This window comes from Fulvivirga marina, from assembly GCF_016775155.1.
Taxonomy (GTDB): Bacteria; Bacteroidota; Bacteroidia; order Cytophagales; family Cyclobacteriaceae; genus Fulvivirga; species Fulvivirga marina.
In genome coordinates this window covers 72,919-96,077 of sequence record NZ_JAEUGD010000067.1, presented here as the reverse complement: position 1 = coordinate 96,077, position 23,159 = coordinate 72,919, and the positions used below count along the sequence as shown (strand labels likewise).

At 41.7% G+C, this 23,159-nt stretch carries 8 protein-coding genes; all 8 read left to right on the top strand.

Annotation, left to right across the window (positions count from 1 at the left end; all coding sequences use genetic code 11):
- Window positions 1-99 precede the first annotated feature (99 nt).
- The 8 genes from JMN32_RS24870 (at window position 100) to JMN32_RS24835 (ending at window position 23,113) form a co-directional block, all read left to right on the top strand.
- The gene (locus JMN32_RS24870) at window positions 100-10,620 is read left to right on the top strand and encodes an SDR family NAD(P)-dependent oxidoreductase (RefSeq protein ID WP_202859121.1); all 10,521 of its coding nucleotides are present in this window, start codon (window positions 100-102) and stop codon (window positions 10,618-10,620) included.
- A 4-nt stretch (window positions 10,621-10,624) separates the two neighbouring features.
- Window positions 10,625-12,385, top strand: coding sequence for an aminotransferase class III-fold pyridoxal phosphate-dependent enzyme (locus JMN32_RS24865; RefSeq protein ID WP_202859120.1), 1,761 nt, complete (start codon window positions 10,625-10,627; stop codon window positions 12,383-12,385).
- Complete coding sequence (locus JMN32_RS24860; RefSeq protein ID WP_202859119.1) at window positions 12,382-16,203, top strand: beta-ketoacyl synthase N-terminal-like domain-containing protein; 3,822 nt, start codon at window positions 12,382-12,384, stop codon at window positions 16,201-16,203. Before JMN32_RS24865 ends, JMN32_RS24860 begins: the two co-directional genes overlap by 4 nt.
- A 112-nt stretch (window positions 16,204-16,315) precedes the next feature.
- A complete protein-coding gene (locus tag JMN32_RS24855) occupies window positions 16,316-18,946 on the top strand; it encodes an efflux RND transporter permease subunit (RefSeq protein ID WP_202859118.1) in 2,631 nt (876 codons plus the stop codon).
- 160 nt (window positions 18,947-19,106) lie between these two features.
- Entirely contained in the window at window positions 19,107-19,835 is a 729-nt protein-coding gene (locus tag JMN32_RS24850; RefSeq protein WP_202859117.1) for a DUF4386 domain-containing protein, read from the top strand.
- A gap of 92 nt (window positions 19,836-19,927) precedes the next feature.
- Window positions 19,928-20,815: an outer membrane lipoprotein-sorting protein gene (locus JMN32_RS24845; RefSeq protein WP_202859116.1), complete on the top strand. Its 888-nt coding sequence runs from the start codon at window positions 19,928-19,930 to the stop codon at window positions 20,813-20,815.
- Window positions 20,816-20,929: 114 nt separating this feature from the next.
- The gene (locus JMN32_RS24840) at window positions 20,930-22,198 is read left to right on the top strand and encodes a GMC family oxidoreductase N-terminal domain-containing protein (RefSeq protein ID WP_202859115.1); all 1,269 of its coding nucleotides are present in this window, start codon (window positions 20,930-20,932) and stop codon (window positions 22,196-22,198) included.
- A gap of 84 nt (window positions 22,199-22,282) precedes the next feature.
- Window positions 22,283-23,113 (top strand): SRPBCC family protein, encoded by an 831-nt coding sequence (locus JMN32_RS24835; RefSeq protein WP_202859114.1) that lies wholly within the window; start codon window positions 22,283-22,285, stop codon window positions 23,111-23,113.
- The last annotated feature ends 46 nt before the right edge of the window (window positions 23,114-23,159 follow it).

Sequence of the window (23,159 nt, the reverse complement as noted above, 5' to 3'; positions counted from 1 at the left end):
CTGCAATATAAATCTTAATATCTACTTCCGGATAAGATCGCTCGTTCGGTGTAGTGCAAATTAATCTCATTTTAATGATAATAGAGCTCAGCTAGGAAAATGACAGACAAGGAAATATTATTAGAGTCAACAGATAGTTATCTTAAAAACCTTATATCAGAGGTTGCTCAAATATCAATTGGAGATCACGATACATCCACTCCATTTCAGGAGCTGGGAATTGATTCGTTTCGTGTACTGCAAGTCATCAAAAAACTGGAGGAGGAGTTTGGTACTTTACCCAAAACCTTGCTTTTTGAAAATTTCAATATAGATGATTTAAGCAATTACTTTGTTGATAAACATGCGGAAACGCTTACTAAAAAATTTGCCAATGGTACACCTGTATCTACCCCTGTTGAGGTAGAGCAAAAACCTGCAGCAAAGGATGAAGTGACACCTGAGAGGCTTACTGATGATCGGATAAAAGAATCAAATAAAAATCCTATTACTGTACTTGAGAAAGAAGCCTATAAATATCCGGAACTAGGCAAACTGGTGAAGGACCTTTTTGATGAATACAAAAACGAGGGCTCATCATCCAGGGGCACAAGAAACATTGCTCCCAACCTTTTCATAGGTAGTGACCAACGAGGCTATTTCAACTATAGCCGGAGCAAAAACATTATACTGGTCTATACTTATACCGGGCCGGAAGACTACTTCTCTACACTTGCGGAGGAAATGTATCAGTATTGCAGTGAGCATAATTTTGAGCTTAACCTCTTTACCTCTAAAGAAATTGACGCTATAGGAGGTACTCCATTTTCCTCAACTCCTTTTGGGGTTATATCCAGGGTAAATTTCGAAAAATTCACCCTTAAAGGTAGTAAGATGCGTCGTTTGCGTTATCAGGTGTCTAAGTTCGAAGGTGAAGGTAAATGCAGAACTGAAGAATATAAAAATGGTACCAATAAACAAACAGATCAGAGTATAGCGGATATTATTGATCAGTGGTGTGCCCCAAGGACCATGGTCAATCCTCTGATCCACATGGTTAAGGATGAGATCCTGAATGGAAATTTAAACTCAGAACATCGCCTTTTCCTTACTTATCTTGATGATGTATTACAAAACGTCATTCTTATTTCCAAGTTGTCATCCAATGAAAATGGTTACCTGATGGACCTTGAGTTCTACCCTCAGGAAATGCCTTTAGGAGGTTTGGAATATGCTATTGTTAATATAGTAGAAATACTAGCTGCTGAGGGATGTAGTATGTTAAGCCTTGGAGGCACCTATGGTTGTAAGCTCGAGGCCTCCTCTAACCCTGACCCGGCGCTCGAAAAAACACTTGACTACCTTCGCGAGCAAAACATCTTTAACGATGAAGGGAACCTGCAATTTAAGAATAAATTTAGACCAGAGCATAACACTGTTTTCCTTTGTAGAGCCTTGGGAAGTAGCGCAGATAATGTGACTGATATCATCATGATGATTGCGGATCCTATGAAGATGCAAACATCAGATGAAGAAAATCATACCTATGGCCCATCACAGAGACCTGCGGCTATACAGGAGGTAAAAACAGAACCTACACCAAAAGTTGCCGAACCGTCAGCCACTACAAAAGCAACACAATCTGAAGCAAAGCCAGGAATGATGATCGCAGGAGTGGAGCGTTCCGCTAAACTTGCTGATTATGGGTTTAACCCTTTGAATATTCCTGACAAACAGGTTGAATTCGATCTTAAGACCGATTCATGGGCGCAACTGGAGCTTCCTGCTATCCAAAATCAGCTAAGCTATCTTTACACACAACTTCAGCAGCCCATAAGTATTGAAGAGACTCTGAAGAGTGTATTCCCTTTTTCTCATTTTGCATTGACCACGGCAGGCCGTACGGCAGAACATGCCTTCTGTAAGGCTTGGGAGAAAAAAGGTGTAGTACTACAAAATATACTTTTCCCAACTACTATCTTTCATCAGATTGAAAATGGCTTTACACCTAAAGAGCTACCACACTCGGAAGTTTTTAATCTTAATTCAGAAGCACTTTATAAAGGGAATCTCAACTGGGATGCGCTTAAAAAACAGGTGGAGGAAGACCCGAAGTCAATAGCTTTCGTACTCATTGAGACTGATGACAATGCAGCGGGCGGAGCACCAGTGTCCATTGATCATATAAAGCAAGTCAAGGCATTATTGTCAGAGCATGCTATTCCGCTTGTATTTGATAGTACCAGAATCGTGGAGAATGCACTGTTCATTATAGAGCATGAAAAAGAATATGCAGGTAAAAATGTATGGGATGTAGTTCGTGAAATGGCCTCGTATGCCGATGCCATGATTACTAGTTTAGCAAAGGATTTCTGTGTGAACAAAGGAGGTCTGATTGCCACTAATGATACTGATCTCTTTAACAGGGTTCAGGCGCTCATACAGGATGAAGGCATTGGGCTTGATGTCATTGATAAAAAAGTTGTGGCACTTTCTTTCCGCAATAAAAATAAGATTGAAACCCGCGTTCAAAACAGGGTTCAGATGGTGAGGTCAATTTGGGGTGCCTTAAAGCAAAATGGCATTCCGGTAGTACAGCCGGCAGTAGGCCACTGCATATTGATTGACATTAAACAAATCCCTCAATTCAAATCATTTGAGCATCCTGTATCATCATTTATTTCATGGTTATACCTTAATACAGGTATTCGTGGAGGTGCCCATAACGTAGGCATGCAGAAAGGTACCACAATCAATAATCTTGTACGTCTGGCTATTCCTGTTGGTTTAAAGCAGAAAGAAGCAGATGAAATAAAAGACAGATTGATACAGGCATTTAGTAATATGGTTAACATTCCTGAAGTGCTACCAATAGGAGATCAGGCTGATAACTTTGGAAACATCCATGTCAATTTTAAACTCAAACTATATCACAATACCTCAGGTGAGGTAATCACAAAAACATCTGAAACAGCTTCAGTTTCTCCAGCTCAGGCAAATACTGAAAAACAAGTTGAAGCTACGGGTCAGCATACCAAGGTTATGGAAACAGGATCGAATCAAGACTCACAAGGCAACAGGCCTCGCACAACAGGGGACATTGCCATTGTAGGAATTGCCGGCCGCTACCCTAAGGCCAAAAACATGGACGAATTCTGGGAAAATCTGATTCAGGGAAAAGACTGTATCGAAGATATTCCGGATGCTCGTTTCGAACAGCGTCTGCGCAATAAATTCTCAGAGAAGTATCGTGGTGGCTTTATTGATGGCATAGATAAATTTGATTCACTGTTCTTCAACATTTCGCCACGCGAAGCTGAATACCTTGATCCTCAGGAAAGACTCTTCCTTGAAGTGGCTTGGGAAGCGCTTGAAGATGCGGGGTACTACCCTGAAACATTAACAGAAGACAATGCTCCCAGAAACATTGGTGTTTACGTAGGAGCAGTATGGACCCTCTATCAGGTATTAGGTACGGAAGAGAAACTTAAGGGTAACTTTGCAAGCCCCAGCTCACATTTATGGGGTATTGCTAATAGGGTATCATATGCTTTTAACCTTTCAGGCCCCAGTTTACCTATAGATACGGCCTGTTCATCAAGCCTAAGTGCATTATACCTCGCTTGTGAGGCAATCTATAAAGGAGAATGTTCCAGCGCTATCGTAGGTGGTGTTAACCTTGATGTACACCAAAGTAAAATAGATATCAACAAAAGTGGTGGGGCTCTCTCGGCCGATGGTGTATGTCGTACATTTGGAAAAGGCGCTAATGGCTATGTGGCCGGAGAAGGTGTGGGAGCTGTTCTTATTAAGCCATTGGATCAGGCAGAAAAAGACGGAGACCATATTTATGGAGTCATCAAAGGTATTGCCATCAATCATGGCGGAAAGACCAGTGGCTTTATGGTGCCTAGCCCTAAATCTCAGGCACAGGTAGTTAGTACGGCCCTTGAAAATGGAAAAGTTGATGCCCGGACCATTGGTTATATAGAAGCTCACGGAACGGGAACTGAACTAGGTGACCCGATCGAAATATCAGGTCTTACCACTGCTTTTCAAGATTATAATGTCGACAAACAGGGCTGTTCTATTGGTTCGGTAAAAACCAATATAGGACACCTTGAGGCAGCAGCAGGTATTGTGGGACTCCATAAGGTGCTCTTACAGATGAAGCACCGAAAACTGGTTCCATCGCTACATTCAGTAGAGTTAAATCCTTTTATCGATTTTGATAACTCACCGTTTTATGTAGAGCAAGGTGTGGAAGAATGGAAGCCTAAGGTAATTGATGGTATTGAATACCCACTTCGAGCAGGTATCAGTTCCTTTGGTGCAGGTGGGGCCAATGCACATGTTATTATAGAAGAGTATAAAGCCCCTGTTTCACAACCCAAAGATTCTCCTGCCAGACCGAAAGATCAGATTATACCGCTTTCCGCAAGAAATGAAGGTCAGCTTAAGCAGGTGGCACTTCGCCTGCGTGAATTCCTGGAGAAGGACATCGCTAGTGAAGCACCACTTAACCTTGGAGATATTGCTCATACACTTCGTGTAGGTAGAAAATCCTTCGACCATCGTCTGGTTATTATAGCTAAAACTAAGGAAGAGCTGATCCAAAAACTCACCCTGTTCATTGATGGCAGGAAGGATGATAGCATGATAACTGGTGAGGCGAAAAATAGCGAAGGGATCACACGTTTATTGAGCAGAAAAGAGAAAGAAGAGTTTATTAAAATGCTTTCACAGAGTGGCGACATGCGCAAACTGGCGCAACTCTGGAATGACGGCCTGCTGGCAGACTGGCAAGGGATACAAGCTCTGGAATCAGGAATAAAGGTTTCATTACCAACCTATCCGTTTGCAGATAAGCGTCATTGGATCTCAGACACCTCAGAGTCACCAAACCTTGCCCTACAGTCAACAGCAGCACTTCATCCGTTGATCGATTCCAACGTATCAACTTTTGAAAGACAGATCTTTAAGAAAACTTTCCACGACGAAGATTTCTTTATCTACGATCACCTCGTATCAGAGATTCCAACTTTGCCAGGTGTTGCATATCTTGATTTTGCCAGAAAGGCAGGAGAGCTTGCAGCAGGCAGGAAAGTACAAAAAATTAAAAACATCCTCTGGCTGAGCCCGCTTACCGTGGTCAACTCAGTCCCTAAAGATGTATTTATTGAGCTTAAACCAAGTGGCGAATCCATTCAGTTTGAAGTATTCAGTGAAGAAGCTAACGGGAAGCAGGTCTACTCACAGGGGAAACTTATATATGCTACAAACAAGGAGATAGAGGCCGAGCCGGAATACATTGAGGGATTTGATGAAATCAAGGCTAGGTTCGAAAAAGTTACTGACGGAAAAGAGGCCTATCCACTATTTAAGTCACTGGGACTTGATCTGGGGCCTAGCTTTCAGGTACTTCAGGATATTTTCAAAGATAATGACGAAATACTTGGCGAACTGCAAATACCCGAATCCCGAAACAGTGACTTTAATGATTACCTGCTGCACCCATCATTAGTTGATGGTTCATTCCAGGCAGGTATGGCAGCACAGCTGGGAGCACAAACCGGAGAGATGTTCGTGCCATACTCTATAAATGAAGTAGAAGTATTACAACCGCTCAAGCCTAAATGTTACAGCTATGTAAGAAAAGTTAACGAGCCCAACTCTAAAGTATCCAAAGTCAATGTGTTCATTGTGGATGAAGATGGAATGATTCTTACCAGGATCAAAGAATCTATAGGGGTGCCGTTGGTTAGTGTTCATGAGAAGCCTGATCAAAAAGGTGACGACGAAGAATATGCAAAACTCTACTATGGACACGAGTGGGAGGAAACCCCACTCGAGCTGGAGGAAGTACAGGCCGATAAACTCGGAGCAGTATTACTTTTTGGAGCTGATGACAAGCTTCGCAAGGCGTATAAAAAACGCTTTAAAGACACAGGAGAAATTATACTGGTACAGCCCGGAGATGCATATGCAGACTCTGGAGACCAGGTCTATACAGTCAACCCGCAAAATCCAGATGATTTCAGGCAGCTTTTTGAATCGCTCAATAAAGAATCTATTGGAAAAATATGCTTTGCATGGCCGGTTGATACATCCGTTAAGGAAACCGAATACAGCATAGACTTTTTGGGTAGCGCGTTGGATAAGGGTGTTTATGCATTCCTTACACTTTGCCAAACCCTGATAGCGCAAAAAATGGATAAGGTCCAGTTGCAATATGTGTACCTTGGTCACCCGGATACCACACAGCCACATCATGAGGCTATCAACGGGTTTGCTAAAACCTTGCAACTTGAGCAGTCTAAAATGCAGTGTAAGATCCTGGAGATCCAACAATCCAAAGTATCCTATGACAAGATACTGGATGTGATTTTAGCTGAGTTCGATCCTTCTGCCAAGAAAGCTATGACCGTTCGCTACGAAGAGGGCAAACGCTATGTGAGAAAAGTAAAAGAATTTGCTTTGCATGAAGCTGAAAGTTCAGCGCCTGCTCATGGTCTGGGATTAAAGGAAAAAGGAGTATATATCATTACCGGTGGAGCCGGCGGCTTAGGTCTTATTTTTGCCCGCTATCTGGCTGATGAATGTAAAGCCCGCTTGGTGCTTACCGGTCGATCCAAGTTGTCTGATGAGCGTAAGGCTGAACTGGATGAGCTTACCAAGGCTGGTGCAGAAGTAGTTTATATGTCTGCTGATGTTTCCAGTTATAAAGATGTTGAACGTCTTATTAAAGAAACCAAGGCTAAATTCGGAGCCGTTAATGGTATCATACATAGTGCAGGTGTGCTTAGAGACTCATACGTGAGGAACAAGACACGTGAAGAAATGGAGGCTGTTTTTGCTCCAAAAGTGTTTGGTACACGTCACTTGGATGAAGCTACTAAAGGCGAAGACATTGACTTCTTCGTTACGTTTTCATCTTTGGCTGCAGTGGGTGGTAATGCCGGTCAGTGCGACTACTCATTTGCTAACCACTTTATGGATTCCTTTGCTGCAAAACGAGAGTTTCTCTTTGAGCAGGGAGAACGTTCAGGGGTGACCTTCAGTTTGAACTGGTCTTTATGGGCCGACGGAGGAATGCAGCTAGATGAACAAACAGAAATATTCTTTAAGAAGAACCTGGGAATCAAACCACTAAGTATTGAGACTGGTTTGGAAGCCTTTGAAAAAGGGCTTCATGCTGGCAAGAACCAGTTTGTGGTGCTGGAAGGTGTACAGGAGAAGATAGAGAGAACCTGGGGTATCAAAGAAGTGGAAGAGCCGGAGCCGGTACAGGCCGATGATACTGCAGATACTGCTGGAGAAGCTTCCGGGGATCAACAGTCAGACAAAGAAGTGTTCAACTTGGTTCAGGATGCCCTGTCAGAACTTGTTATGGAGCTTTTGAAAGTGGATGCTGAAGATATTGAACTTGATAAAATATTACTGGACCTTGGATTTGATTCAATAGGCCTTACCACTTATGCCAACAGGATTAACGAAAAATATAAGCTGGATGTAACACCAGTACTCTTTTTCGAATACCCTTCAATTAAAGAAATTGCCGGATTTATTTCCAGAGAGCACAAAGCTGAAGTGTTGAGTGTTCACAATGTTGCAGGAGCTTCTGCCTCTTCAAATGCCGGGGCAGCGGCACCTCAAACCACACCTGCGAACAATCAGTCTTCAGATGATGACAGAGTTTCATTTAGCATTAACAAAGGGTTTGATGCCCGTGCTTTTGATGATCAAGGTGTAGCCCAACCTGCAGGTAAGGGATTGTCTACTGAGAGCAGGTTTATAGATCAGCCGATCGCCATCGTAGGTATGAGTGGCGTTATGCCTGAATCCAAGGATCTTGAAGAGTTCTGGGATAACCTCGAGAACGAAAGGAACCTGATCACCGTAATTCCACGAGATCGTTGGAATTGGGAGGATTATGACGGAGACCCTTTTAAAGAGAAAAACAAGACCAACTCCAAGTGGGGAGGTTTCATGAAAGACGTGGATAAGTTTGACCCGCTATTCTTCGGAATTTCTCCGAGAGAGGCTGAAATGATGGATCCACAGCAAAGGATATTCCTGGAAACCGTATGGAAAGCCATAGAAGATTCAGGCCACAAAGTTTCTGATCTCTCAGGTACTAAAACAGGATTATTTGTTGGAGTAGCCACTCGCGATTATGCCGATTCATTGGTCGATAAACATATTCCTCTTGATGGATACACTGCTTCAGGAAACTCACATTCTGTATTGGTTAACAGGGTTTCGTTCTTGCTCAACCTCAGAGGACCAAGTGCACCGCTGGATACTGCATGTTCCAGTTCCCTGATAGCTGTACATCGAGCAATAGAATCGATCCATACCGGTAGTAGCGATATGGCCATTGTGGGTGGAGTACAGTTGATGCTTACACCTGCGGCTTACATATCCTTTGGTATGGCAGGTATGCTAAGTGGCGACGGTAAATGTAAGTCGTTTGATAAGAGTGCCAACGGGTATGTAAGAGGAGAGGGGTCAGGAGCTATCTTCCTGAAGCCACTAGACAAAGCAGAAGCTGATAATGACCATATCTACGCCGTGATTAAGGCGACTACAGAAAACCATGGAGGTCGCGTAACTATGCTTACAGCACCTAACCCTGTAGCTCAAACAGACTTGTTGGTGGAGGCCTATACAAAAGGACAGGTTGATCCTTCAACGATAGGATTTATCGAATGTCACGGTACAGGTACTAGTCTTGGAGACCCTATAGAGATTCAGGCCTTGAATAAAACATTCTCCGAACTCTACAAAAGGAGCAATAAAGTTCCCGGAGATAAACCACATTGTGGACTCACTACGGTGAAAACCAATATTGGTCACCTGGAGACAGCAGCAGGGGTTGCCGGTATGCTTAAGGTATTGCTATCCCTAAAGCATAAAAAGATACCTGCATCCTTACACTTTAAAGAGCTTAACCCATATATTAACCTGAAGGATAGCCCGCTTTACATTGTAGACAAAACCAAAGATTGGGAGCCGTTTATTGATGATCAGGGTAACGCTATTCCGAGAAGGGCCGGGGTCAGCTCCTTTGGTTTCGGTGGTGCTAATGCGCACGTAGTTCTGGAAGAATATATCCCTAAGGAAGAGCAACCTCGCGCAACATATGAAGGACCTTATGTAGTTGTTCTTTCAGCGAAAAATGAAGATCGGCTTAAAGCATATGCTGAATTGCTATTAGAACATGTTGAAAAGTACGATGATAACCTGACAGACCTGGCATTTACCCTTCAGGTGGGTAGAGATGAGATGGTAGAGCGTTTAGGCCTGGTGGTGAACTCTCGTGATGAGTTGAAAGAAAAACTGAGTAGCTACCTCAATGAGGAGGAAAAGATAGAAGATGTTTACTTCGGGCGTATTACTCAAAGAAGCGGCTCTGAGTTTGTTGAAGCAGATGCAAACCATGACTCGGCAGAGGCACTTGTAAGTCAATGCTTCACAGATAAAGATTATTCAAAACTGGCTGAAGCATGGGTAAAGGGTATTGAAGTCGACTGGTATCAACTGTATAAGGATGGAAAGCCAAGACGTATGAGCTTGCCTACTTATCCTTTTGCTCGTGAGAGATACTGGTTTAACATAGAGAATAGCGAAAAGCCTACGTTGGGAGAATTTGAGAAGCTTCACCCGATGTTGCACTATAACTCATCAGTTTTGAGTCAGCAGAGTTACACGTCAAACTTCAGTGATAAAGAGTTTTTCGTTTCTGATTATAAACTTCAGGATCAAAATGTAATGCCACTTACTGCCTATCTGGAAATGGCACGTGTTGCGGTAGAAAAGGCATTGCCAGATACAGACAATACAGGTCTGGAACTGTACAGTACTTCATGGGGGCAACTGCTCGAAATTCCTGAGAGTAAGAAAGTCAATATTGCTCTTTTCGAAAATGATAATGAGGAAATTGACTATGAGATTTACAGCATGGAAGGAGAAGAAGAGATTATCCACTGTCGTGGACGAGTTGCTTATAGCAATGGGCCGGCTCCAGTTCAACTTGACATTGAGCATCTTAAAACTCACTTTGATGCGGAACCAAAAGATCATGAAATGCTCTACCAAAGCTTAGAGCAAATGGGCATGAACTATGGCCCTACGCTTAAAAGTATCAGTGAGCTTTATCAGGGAGATGGTCAGATACTCGCTCGCTTGATTCTACCTGAGGCTGTTGAAAGCAACCATGAAGATTTTGGGCTTCACCCAAGTATGATGGAGAGTGCTCTGCAATTAGCCACCAGTTTATTGACTGGTATTAGCCCGCAGTCTGACCAGCCTGTTTTGCCATTTGAGGTCGGGGCACTGAGGTTAATTGACCCTTGCCAGAAAGAAATGTACGCATGGGTGAGATACTCCAAAGGAAGTAAACCAGGAGACAGGATACTGAAAGTTGATATTGACCTGACCGATGAAACGGGCAAGGTATGTATAAAAATAAAGTCCCTGGCATTTGATAATGCCCTAAACCGTGCTGTAATAGACACATCAAAAGATTTTGAAATGCTGCTTAACGTAATGCATGATCAGGATCCCAACGGAAAAGAATATGCTGAATCAGAAGACTCCGAGATCAGTTTCGATAAATTATTAAAAGATCTATACTAAAGCCATGACAGCAATTGATGACATACTAGAAAAAATTGTTTCAAAGAAGATTGAGAAGAAGGAAGCTTTAAAACTCTTTGAAGAATTACCTGAAAATGAGAAGAATTACATGGTTTCCAAACTGAAAATGCACTTGTCAAATGGCGCAGAAAAAGTTGGAAACGGTTCCTCAGATAAAAAGGGTAATACATTCAAGGCAATGACCGAGTTGCAGCTGGAGGAAAGCCACAAGGAATTCATTAATAAACTAGCTCAGGAACTTGCCAAAATTGCCCCGAAATCCAAAGAGAGTGCTTCAAAACATCAGTCTCATCTTGTAGACCAGAGAAAGACTGGTGGATTGAAAAAAGCTTTAAAGCCACTACAATTTCACCTTACTTATGATAAAGGTGATGGTGCATACCTTTATGATATTGATGGAAATAAATACGTTGACATAGCCAGCGACAATGGGGTTAATCTTTTTGGACACCAGCCTGCATTCATTAAAGAAGCCATAGTGAGCCGTCTGGAAAGAGGGTATCCGTTGGTAGGTTATACAGAGGAGTTACCTCAGGTGACCAAGCTCTTTAGTGAGCTCACTGGTCACGAGCGTGTGCTGCTTACCCAGTCAGGCACTGAAGCTGTTATGTGGGCTGTAAGAATTGCCCGTGCAGCTACTCAAAAGAAGAAAATAGTAATTTTTGAGGGAGCCTTTCATGGCTTATCAGATGCTGTACTTGCAGCCAAAGACCAGTTTGGCAACAGCATCGCTATGGGACTTGGTATGCTGCAGGAGTTTGCTGATGAACTCATTGTACTTGATTATGGAAACATGGACCATCTCAATGTTATTGAAGAGAGGGCAGACGAAATTGCTGGTGTTTTGGTAGAGCCGGTCCAATCAAGAAACCCGGCTAACCAACCTATAGAATTTTTGAAAGAGGTACGCAAACTGACCCTGGAAAATAATATCCTTCTGATCATGGATGAAATGATCACCGGCTTCAGGGCTTGCTGTAATGGTGTGCAAGGCCTATGGAAAATCAAGGGAGACCTCGCCACCTATGGTAAAATACCAGCAGGAGGAATGCCATCAGGTATGATCGCAGGACCAGGAAAATATATGAATTTTGTAGATGGAGGTGTATTTGGCTATGACGATAACTCCATGCCGAGTGTTAAAAAAGCATTGATGGCTGGTACACATACCAGAAACCCAATCAAGCTGGCTGCTACACTTGCCATACTTACAGAGATCAAAAACAGATGCTCCGCGGAAGGGAATGAAACATGTGAGCCGGATGCATGCTTTTTACAAGCTCTGAATGAAAAAACCAGGCTCATGTGCGAGGAACTCAACTCGTTCTTCAAAGTAAAAAGAGTACCTATAGTTATTGAGTATTTCAGTTCATTATTCAGGTTCAAGTTCCTTGATGATCCTAATGGTGTAGTGAAAGAACTACTAATGGTTTTAATGAGGATGAATGGTGTAGAGACCAGCCCTTCAGGTAACTGCTTTTTGACTACGGCACATAGTGATAAAGACATCAAGACCATAGTGAAGGCAGTGAAGAAAAGTGTGGAGACTTTACTGAAAGAAAGCTTCTTCTACGAGTCGGACGAAGAAGAGGCTGAAGAAGAAGTACAAGCTGAAATACCAGCTCGTGCAGAAATCAAAAATAAACCTGTACAAGAACCTAAGAAAGATGATCAAATGGAAAAACTAAGAAATTTGATTGTCTCTGATTTGAAAAACTTCCAGGAGAAAGGAATCACGATATGACGGTAGCAACAACACAAAGTGTCTTACAAGAGATAACAAACATTTTCGAAACTACACTGAGGCTTCCTGCAGGGAAACTTGATGTTAACGCTAATTTCGAAGATTTCGGTATTGACTCCATTATTTCGATGGAGCTGATCAACAAGATATCCAAGAAATACAACATTACTTTAGCTCCTTCGAAATTCGTAAATGTGAGCAATATTCAAGAGCTGGCAGATTTGCTTGAAGAAGAAATATATGGAGAGGATGCTGATAGTGCAGCCAGCGTCAATGAGGCGAACGAACCTGCAGCACCTGTTGAGCCAGAGCCAGAACCAGAACCACAGGTTGTAAAGCATGTGGATAGTAGTTCTACATCAGGGCGACAAATTACTTCAAGCCGCACTTCCAGAGGTGGAAGAAGGCTGGTGAGAGAGTCTTACCAGGAGCTGTTAAGTTACATCCGTCAGAAGTATAACATAGATCTCTCATACCGCTCTTTCGGGTCAGTAGATGAAATTGTTGATACTTTATTGACACACCATACTGATGACCTGATCTTCTATTATGACACCATTCACCCGCATAACGGAAATGGAACCAATGGAGCAGAAAAACACGCATCAGTAACAAAGAGTACGGCCGGGCCTCAGCGTCAAACGGGTGATGTAGCCATTGTGGGTATCAGTTGTAATTTTCCTGATGCACCGGATACTGAGACATTTTGGGATAACCTGATTAATAAGAAGAACAGCATCAGAGAAATTTCAAAGTCAAGGTGGAACTGGGAAGAGTACTACGAAGAAGCAGCTGCACCTGGCAAGACGGTTTCTAAATGGGCGGCCATGATCAACGATATAGATCGATTTGACCCTGACTTTTTTAAAGTTGATCCTGAAGAGGCTTTATTGATAGACCCTCAGGAAAGGCTGTTGCTGCAGGAGGTTTACAAAGCATTTCAGGATGCAGGCATTGCACCTCAAAACCTTGCCGGGTCAGATACCGGTGTATACGTAGCCTATGAATACTCAGAGTATGAGAATTACCTGAGAAAGAATATTGATAAAATACCTGTTGGCAAATATGGGCCTGTCTTTACTTCATCAAGCCCAACATATTATCTGGCTAATAGACTTTCATTTTTGTTTGATTTTTATGGCCCTAGCGAGTCTGTCAATGTTAACTGCGCAGGCTCGGCTGTAGCCATCAATCGGGCATATTACTCACTGGCCAATCAGGAAAGTAACGTAGCCGTAGTAGGAGGTGTTTCCTTAAACCTGTTTGCCGATGATTACATCTCATTATCTCAGTATGGTATGTTGTCACCCACCGGTACATGCGGGGTTTTCGATGACAACGCCGATGGTTACACCAGAGGAGAAGGTGTCGCAGCTGTAGTATTGAAAAGATTGGAAGATGCCGAAAGAGACAATGATAGAATTTATGGCGTTATCAAAGCTAGTCATCAAAGCAACAGAGGAAACGCCCGTTTCTTATCGGAGGTTAAACATGAGGCTATTACCAGTGCCATTACCAACTGTTATAAAAAAGCTTTGATAAATCCTCAGTCCATTAACTACATTGAAGTAGATGGTTATGCTACAAAATGGGGTGATTCATTTGAGTACGAAGGCGTTAAAAATGTATTCAAAGGTATTAAAGCAAAAGAGAAAAATTGTGCATTGGGAAGTGTGAAAGGAAATATAGGAAACCTGGAAGCCGTTAGTGGACTGGCTAGCTTTATTAAACTGGCACTTTCGCTGCACCATAGAAAGTTTCCAATGACTATCTCAGGAGAGAAAATCAATACCTTTATGGATATTGATAGCCCGTCTCACCCGTTATATATTGCTAACAAAGAGTTGGCTTTTGATGAACTACGCAGAGAAAATGGTGCCCCGATCAGGGCAGGGCTTAACTCTTTTGCCGATAGCGGTGTTAATCTGCATATCGTTTTGGAAGAGTACCGTAATCAGAATGATGCTTCAAATGATGAAACTGTAGCATCTCCACAGTTATTTGTGCTTTCTGCAAAGGATGGCCAACGCTTGGATGATTATATAGATGCATATATTGAGTACCTGTCAGCTAGTGGTGCTGAAGTGCCATTTGCCAACATGATCTATACCTTACAGGTTGGACGCGATGCCATGGATGAGAGGCTCGCTATTGTAGCTTCATCACAGTCAGAGTTGCTCGAAAAGCTGAAAATGGTTAAAGATTCCGGAAAAGAAACATCACTTGAAAAGAAAGGTGTCTTCTCTGGAAATATCAATCTAACCAAAGAAAACCGTATCGTAAATATCTTGACAAAAGATATGATCAATACGATGGTTGGCCAAAGCCTTCAGGCAGCACAATGGCAGCAACTAGCCCAGCTATGGATCAGTGGACTTCCCGTCGACTGGAAGGTAATCTGGGAAAACAGAAAAGCACAACCCGTGTCATTGCCTTCTTACCCTTTTGCCAAAGACAAGTACTGGATCGAAATTGATGGTGGCGCAGCAAAACCTGTGATGGCTAAGCAGCCAGTAGCAGAAACCAAAAAAGAGACAGCCAAAGCCAATGGCACACCCGTAATAGAGGCGGAGTGGTTTTTCTATACTACTGATGAAGATACAAAGGAAAACACTTCTATGAAGCCTGCTGAAAAAGTAGAGCTGTTTCTGAAACATGAAATAGCCCTGCAGCTGCAAAAACCAATGACTGAAATTGCTGATGATATCAACTTCCTGGATCTGGGTATGAACTCCATCGGGCTGATCACTATGATAGCACAAATCAACGACCTGTTGGAGATTAATATTTCACCTGCCATTTTATTCAATTATTCAGAGGTGAAAACACTCTCAGAATATTTGGGTGAGAACTATTCCGATAAGATTAAAAAGGTAAGTGTAACCAAAGATAAGGCACAGGCAGGCCAGTCTAATGGTAGAGCAAAGAAGGGGAACACCGAAGAAGGTGAAGAGGCACTAAGCAAAAGAATACTGGTCCCTATGCAGGCGAAAGGTAAGAAAAGGGCTGTTTTTGCCGTACCGGGTGCAGATGGCAATGTGATAACACTTCAACACCTCATCTCAGCTTTGGGTACAAGTCAGCCATTCTATGGATTGGAGACTGTAGGTATTATAGGTAAAGTAGCTTCACTGGATAGCGTTGAAGCCATAGCAAAAGCTAATATCGAAGCCATTAAGGAGGTTCAGCCTAAAGGACCTTACCGTTTGTTGGGCTTCTCCAATGGAGGTACAATAGCCTATGAAATGGCTAGGATATTACTTGAACAGAAAGAAAAAGTAGAGTCATTGATCCTTGTTGACTGTATGTCGCCTTTATTGCCCAGTGGCCATATGATCGATGATCTGGTAGAAGGTATTAAATCCATATTTATAAACTCCTCAGGTCATAATGTTCATCTTGATGCAGAGCAATTGAAGCAGGTTCCCGAAGATCAGATTGTTGACTATATCTACGACAATATCAAAGACCTCGGGTTTAATTTCCCTAAAGAACAATTGGCGGCAAGTATTTATACAACCATCGCCAATGATAAATTCTGTAGAGACTACAAACCTGCAAAATTATCCGGAGAAGTAGATGTTCTGCTCTTCAAGGCCAGCGAGGGATATATTGATGCCTATAAAAGTGCATCGGAAGATTACGGCTGGAACGAGCTATTGAGCAAGCCAGTCAATATCTTCCCGATTGAGGCAAACCATTTTTCAGTGATAGATAAAGACAACAGCAAGAAAATTGCTGAAAAAGTCAACACTTTCTTCGATAAAAGCAGACCGAAGAAAGCCTCTACAAAGAAAAAACGTGCTTCAAAAGCGTAAGCAGATAATAACTATATTTAATAGCAGGTGACAGGTATTTTAACTTGTTGCCTGTATGCATTTAAAATCCATTGGATCATAGTAAAAAAAAGAATCCGTAATAAGTGTAATTATGAGTAAGAACCCCAAACCGCATTTCTTGGAAAATGTTACCGACATGGTTCGGAAAAGAAGACTGATTGTCTGGTTAGTTTTTGTAGCTATTACAGTATTTACATTCTTGGGAATACCCAAAACCAAGTTTGACATGACAATTGAGGGGTGGTTCAAGGAAGAAGACCCGGTTTTAGTTGCCATGGATGAGTTTAAAGCTCAGTTTGGGAGTAATGAAGGTGTTTACATTGTTTACAAGCCGCAGGATGGAGACGTATTTTCACCTAAATCGCTGGAAACAATAAAGGGAATTTATAAAGACATCATTGCTGAAAAATATGCAAGTGATTCCACTCAGTTGAAGCATATCGTAAAGGTCAATACTATCCTTAATGCTCAGTTATTAATGGCTGATGGGGATGTGTTGGTTTCAAGGCAACTGATAGGAGATAACATTCCCGAGACTCAGGCAGAGATAGAGGAGCTGCGCAAGCTAGCCCAGACTCAGAGATCATTCCCACTGCTTTTCTTCTCAAAAGACATGAAATATGGTGGAATGCTCATCGAAACAGACTTTGGTACCGAACTTCTGGAGGATGAGGAGTCATCTGGTGACTCGGAAGGAGAGTCATTTGAAGAACCTGAAGAGCTGGCAATGGATGAGCTGGAAACACTAGATGAGTTGGAAGCACTGGACGAACTAGTTGTTGAAGACTTTAGTGATGCTGAAGTAAAGAAATCAGAAGAGAGGGTACGTTTTAAACATGCAGATTTGAGTGAGCTTGTTCCTTTAATGGAGGAGATCAACGCCATTTTATACAAACCCGAATATAAAGAACACTTTGACTATTATGCCGTAGGAAATGCACCTTTGGCTTACGAGCAGCAGACCATTGCGAGCAGCGAAGCAGGTCCCATATATTTGGGGCTATTACTGATCATTTCGATATTACTTTGGTTCTTTGTTCGGTCATTCAGTGCCGTGGTCTGGTCACTTTTAATAGTGATTATGAGTGCCGTTTGGACCATAGGTCTGGCAGGTTGGATGGAAGTAGAGGTTACCGTATTCTTAATGCTGACCGTCATGCTGATCCTGACTATTGGAGTATGTGATGCATCACATATATTTTCAGGATTCTTGTTTTTCCGCAACCAGGGCTACGATCGTCGCACATCAGTGTTGAAGGTATTTCAGTCAACCAATAAAGCCATCATGCTTACAGCACTAACCAGTATCATTGGTATGCTGGCATGTCTTATCATACCTATTCCTCGTATTCAGGTTTTTGGTATCATGTCTGCTGCGGGTGTTGCTTTTGCATGTATCCTGACTATTTTCCTATTGCCATTAATGCTTGATGCATGGGCGCCAGGCAAAGATGATCGCTCAAAGAAAAAGAAGCTCAATTTTTCATCTGGTAAGTACGTGCCTAATTTCTCAGTATTCCTTCAAAAGAGATTAAACAATGTATTGCTCATCGTTGAAAAAAATCCTGTAGGTATCATCTTTTTCTTTTTGATGGTATTGGGAATTACAATCTATGGAGCAACTATGCTGAAAGTAGATACCAACATTGCTAACCAGTTTGTAGAAGGCAACCCTTACAGAGAGTCAGCGAGAATTATTGACGAAAAAATGATGGGAAGCCTTAACATGGAGATCTATCTGGATCTCGATAAGGCCAATGCATTCGAGAACCCAATGGTATTGAAGAAAATAGATGAATTACAGCGTACTCTTGAGAAAAACTATGGGGAAGTAGTGGTTAGTACTTCATCATTAGTGGAAGTGGTGAAAAAAGCCAATCAAACATTGAACGAAGGAAGAAAGGAAATGTATGTTATCCCTGATGACCCGAATGTGCTGGCCCAAACCCTCTTCATGTTTAACATGGCCAATCCTGAAGATCGTAGAAAACAGGTTTCTGATAACTACAGCAAATCACACATCTCTGTGCAGCTGTACAATGTAGGCTCTCATAAATACATGAAAGTTTACGAACGCATGCATAAAGATATTGATGCAACCATATCAGAACTTAAACAACAATACCCGGATACAAGAGTCTCTATCACCGGGGCACTTCCTATGAATATGAAGTTTGTTCAGATCATTGCAGGTAATGGATTGCAGAATATTGTAGTAGTACTGATCACGATTACCGTGGTGTTGATTTTCGTTTTCGGATCACCACAGGGAGGGTTAATAGCCATTATCCCCAACCTTATTCCTTCATTGTTAACGCTGGGACTTTTGGGGCTAACAGGTAACTCTGTAGATATTGATATTCTGTTGCTGCTTCCTGTGGTCGTGGGTATTTCAGTAGATGACACCGTACATTTTATCAGTCGTTATAAAGATAAACTCAAGCTTGAAGGCGGTGATATTAAAGCGGCATTACATCATACCATTAAAGAAGTAGGACAGGCTGCCACCTTTACTAGTTTAGTACTTGGGTTAGGCTTTGGAGTATTGTCCTTCTCAGAAATGGAAGGAACAGCCAACGTTGGAAAATTCGGCTCCATCGCTATATTTTCCGCTTTAATGTGTGACCTGTTTTTATTACCTGCCCTGATCATGGTGTTCAAACCTAAATTTCAGAAAAAAGGAGAGATGAAAATCGAAAAGAAAATGGTGGTCCAAGATTAAACTTCGCCACTTTCTGGCATAGTTTTTTCTGGTCATTAAAAAGGAAGCTAAACATTAGGAGCCAATAGATACAGAAGGTATTCAGAATTAGAGTTGAAACACGAGGTGAACTTCTGAACTGAATTTGTAACTGTACAAATATTGATTTAATAGTAGGATAATGAAAAACAATTTCGAGCAGTTATCTAACCGTATAACTACCAGAGCAGCAGGCATTTTGTATCTGGTGATTGTTGTGTGCTCCATGTTTAGCATCCTTTATGTACCCTCAACACTTTTTGTAGAAGACAGCGCATCCACCACAGTTAGTAATATTATGGATAACAGCATGATGTTCCGCTTTGGCTTGCTTTGTGATATCATTGTGTTTTTGAGTGAGATTGTGTTGTCTATACTTCTATATCAATTGCTCAAGCATGTAAGTAACAGGCTTTCCATGATAGCTGCAGTGTATCGCTTGGCCATGACATTTATCATGGGGATCAATGTGTTGAATTACTTCGTGATCCTGATCCTGTTAAGTGGAGCATCTTATCTGGCAGCGTTTGATACGGAGCAGTTGGAAGCGCTTGTGATGTTGTTCATTCAAGTGCATAAATATGGAGAATACATATGGAGCATATTCTTTGGTCTTCATCTATTGGTATTGGGTTATTTGGTATTTAAATCGCGGTTTTTTCCGCAAATTCCTGGAGTGTTGATGATGGTTGGCTGTTTCGGCCATTTGCTGGAGAGTTTGAAAAACTTCCTGCTACCGGATAATACAACGCTTTCTATGGTTACATCAATCTTCCTGTTATTTTCATTTATTGGGGAGATGTCTTTTGGCCTTTGGTTATTGTTCAAAGGAGTGAAATATCAGAGACCAGTTATGATGGAGCCAGTTTGATAATTGTTAAAGAGTACCTTATTAAGGTCAGGCAAAAATTGTCTGACCACAAGAATAGTATTAAACATTCTTTCAATCTAAAAGAGCAAATAATGAAAAAGAATCAGATTGTAGTATTGGTTGTTCTGGCTGTTTTGATATCGTCATTTTCAATCAGGTCGCTGTCAACGCAGTCGGCTAAAGATATTATGAAGAAGGTGCAAAAGGTTGCCAAGGGATCTTTTACCTCATCAGTCCAAAAAATAAAGCTTTCTACCTGCAAATACACCATATCCAATAGAAGGATAGTTTGCACTGATGAGCCGAGAAATAAAGTATTGGAAAGCATTGCCAAAAACTATGGTGATGAGAACGAGGACAGTCGCTCAGTATCTATCATCTTAGAGCCCAAAAAAGAGCAAGGTGTGGGTATGCTGACTTATGAATATGGAGAGCAAGGTAAGGATAATGATAGCTGGATATACTTGCCAGCTCTAAGTAAAGTTAAGCGTCTGGCAACAAGCAGCGATAGCAATGATGATAGCGGAAGCTTCTTCGGTTCGGAGTTCTCTCTGGAAGATATGGAAGACCTGAAGATTAATGAATATAACTTTGAGATCAAGGGTGAAGAGACCTATAAAGGTAGAGAAGTATGGGTTATAGAGTATACACCTACTGAAGAAAGATCGAAAAAATCGAAATACAGTAAAACTACTTCCTGGATAGATAAAGAGAGGTTTATCAGCTTAAAGAAAAACCTATATGTACAGGGAGAACTCCACAAGCAGCTGACTGTGTCAAATGTTGAGAAAGTTGATGGAGTATGGGTAGCAAGAAAATTAACCATGAATAATGTTGCAACAAGAAGGATCAGTATGATGAGCATGGTATCTGTAGCATTTGATCAAGAAGTTGCTGACGAATTTTTAACTACCAGGACTTTGGAAGATTTTGCTTTCAGGGAGCAGAACCTGTCCAAGTTTCGCGATAACCTGAAATAGGATCGTTGTGAGGGATGAGTTAAATAGTGTCCGGTAGCCGTGGCACCACAACCAGTGGTGCCACGGTTAAGCTCAAACTCACATTCAGCAGATCTCAATACTAACCACATATAAATGAAATATTCCAACAAAGAAAATTACTTTGATGCTATCATCGTGGGTTCAGGAACCTGCGGCGCTACCATTGCAAAGGAATTGAGCAAGAAGCATAAGAATGTGCTAATTCTGGAGCGTGGAGGTAACGAACCATTGAAAGAATCCCTAATGGGGTATGCAAAGATTTCTAATGAAGTGCGTGTTACCGACAAATTAAAGGATATGCGTGCTTTTACAACAGGAGGAACCACTGCCATGTATCTAGCCGTAGCGGATCTGCCACCCATTAAAACATTTAAAAATCTGGGCATAGACCTCACCGAAGATCTAGAGCAAGCTCGTAAAGAGATTCCGATAGGTGAAATATCAGATGATTTGATAGGTGATCAGGCTAAGAAACTGGGAGAGAGTGCCAAAGATCTGGGGTATGACTGGAAGAAGAAATTGATGTTAGTAGATCAGTCAAAGTTCAACAGTAAAAATTTTTATGAGGTTAAGTGGAAGGCCAGAACCTTTATAGAAAGTGCATTGAGAGATGGAGCTACACTTATCAATCAAGCCATCGTTTCAAAGGTACTACATGATAATAAGAAGGCCATTGGTGTTGAGTATACCGTCGGGAAAAAGAAGGAAGTACTCAAGGCTTATGGCGAAAAAATAATACTCGCCGCTGGTTCTTTAGCTACACCTATTATTCTTAAAGACAGTGGTATTAAGAACGTAGTAAGTCATGGTTTCTATATCAATCCAAGCATTGGCTTGATAGGCTCTATCCCGGGGCTGGCTTCAGCAGAGAACTTTTGCGGATGTATGGGAGCAAAACTGGACGATGAAATAGAATTGATGGATGCCAATTTCCACAGATTCTTGTTTAATGTGGGTATGCTTGTTTCAGCCAAACCTTTGAGAATAGCCTCATACCCTAAACACGTGGGAATAACCGTTAAGGTTAAAGAGCCGGTTGGTGGAGAACTGACAAAAGAAGGAAAGTATAGCAAGAAGCTGACTGAGGAAGACCATAGGAAACTACTGAAAGGAATAGATGCTGCTAATGAGGTTTTGAAAAATGCCGGAGCCAGAAAGATCTTTAAGACGGGCCTCATATCGGGAGGAGCATTGGGTACTATCAAGATCAAGGAGCATATAGATGAAAAACTACAGACCGAATATGAAGGCCTGTACGTTTGCGATGGCTCCATATTACCAGAGTCTGACAGAGTAACACCAACTCTTACGCTTGTGTGCCTGGCCAAATATTTGGCAAGACACCTGGCAGCCTCGCTTTAATGAACATTAATTTTAACCAAACCAGATAAAACCAATTTGAAATCAACTGTTTGATTTTGCCACAACAAAAATTTATTAAAAAAAATGGAACATTCAGGAAAAAATAAAACCAACGGTTTTTTGTTAATGCTGACACTGCTAAGTGTTATTGCGGTAGTTGCAGCGCCTTTTGTATGGGACAGGTTCATGGAAGGACAAACCGGAATGATTGCGCTGATTGTAGTTGAAGTATTGCTCGTTATCTTCATCATTGCATCAAGTCATTCCCTTTGGAAAAACTCAGGTTCAGGGGAGTGGAAATTGAAGTCAGATAAAAAAGGAATGAGGGTCTATACATTGAAAAACCCTGGAGAAACATGGCTGAAGATTAAAATCATAGGCCGACTTAAGGCCAGATTAGCCAGTATCCTTACACTCATGAGAAACCCCGATGCGGCTGACGATGTTGGGATGTTTGATTCATATTACATAGACGGATGGGATCCGGACAAAGACGGTGTAGATCCTAAGTTGGTATATTACACTTTTAAGCAAAAACTCTTTCCTCCGTTCAAACATAGAGAGTTTGTTGTAAAGTCAGAGTTCTCTCAAGACCCTGTTACTAAAGAAATGAAATTTAATTTCGTAGCAGCACCTGATAAACTTCCTTTCAATAAGCGCTACCACAGAGTAACAGAGATGCACAACAGATGGAAATATACACCTTTAGAAAATGGTGAGGTTGAATACGAGTTTATCTACGATGCAGTAGATCCCGGAGGTAATTTCCCATATGCTTTGGCCAACTGGCTGATCCCTGCCATGTTACCTTTTGCATTTGCCAAAATGCCAAAAATACTAGACAAGGAGAAATATAGAAATGCGAAGATGGACTACGTCCAGGAAGTAGGGGAGCCAGCAGAAGCAATGGCATAATACTTATATAAAATACTGATTCTCAATTTACCAGGTGAGGTACATC

Coding starts and splice junctions, on each gene's coding strand:
- JMN32_RS24865 (WP_202859120.1), top strand. CDS start 10,625: ATGACAGCAATTGATGACATACTAGAAAAAATTGTTTCAAAGAAGATT.
- JMN32_RS24850 (WP_202859117.1), top strand. CDS start 19,107: ATGAAAAACAATTTCGAGCAGTTATCTAACCGTATAACTACCAGAGCA.
- JMN32_RS24860 (WP_202859119.1), top strand. CDS start 12,382: ATGACGGTAGCAACAACACAAAGTGTCTTACAAGAGATAACAAACATT.
- JMN32_RS24870 (WP_202859121.1), top strand. CDS start 100: ATGACAGACAAGGAAATATTATTAGAGTCAACAGATAGTTATCTTAAA.
- JMN32_RS24855 (WP_202859118.1), top strand. CDS start 16,316: ATGAGTAAGAACCCCAAACCGCATTTCTTGGAAAATGTTACCGACATG.
- JMN32_RS24845 (WP_202859116.1), top strand. CDS start 19,928: ATGAAAAAGAATCAGATTGTAGTATTGGTTGTTCTGGCTGTTTTGATA.
- JMN32_RS24835 (WP_202859114.1), top strand. CDS start 22,283: ATGGAACATTCAGGAAAAAATAAAACCAACGGTTTTTTGTTAATGCTG.
- JMN32_RS24840 (WP_202859115.1), top strand. CDS start 20,930: ATGAAATATTCCAACAAAGAAAATTACTTTGATGCTATCATCGTGGGT.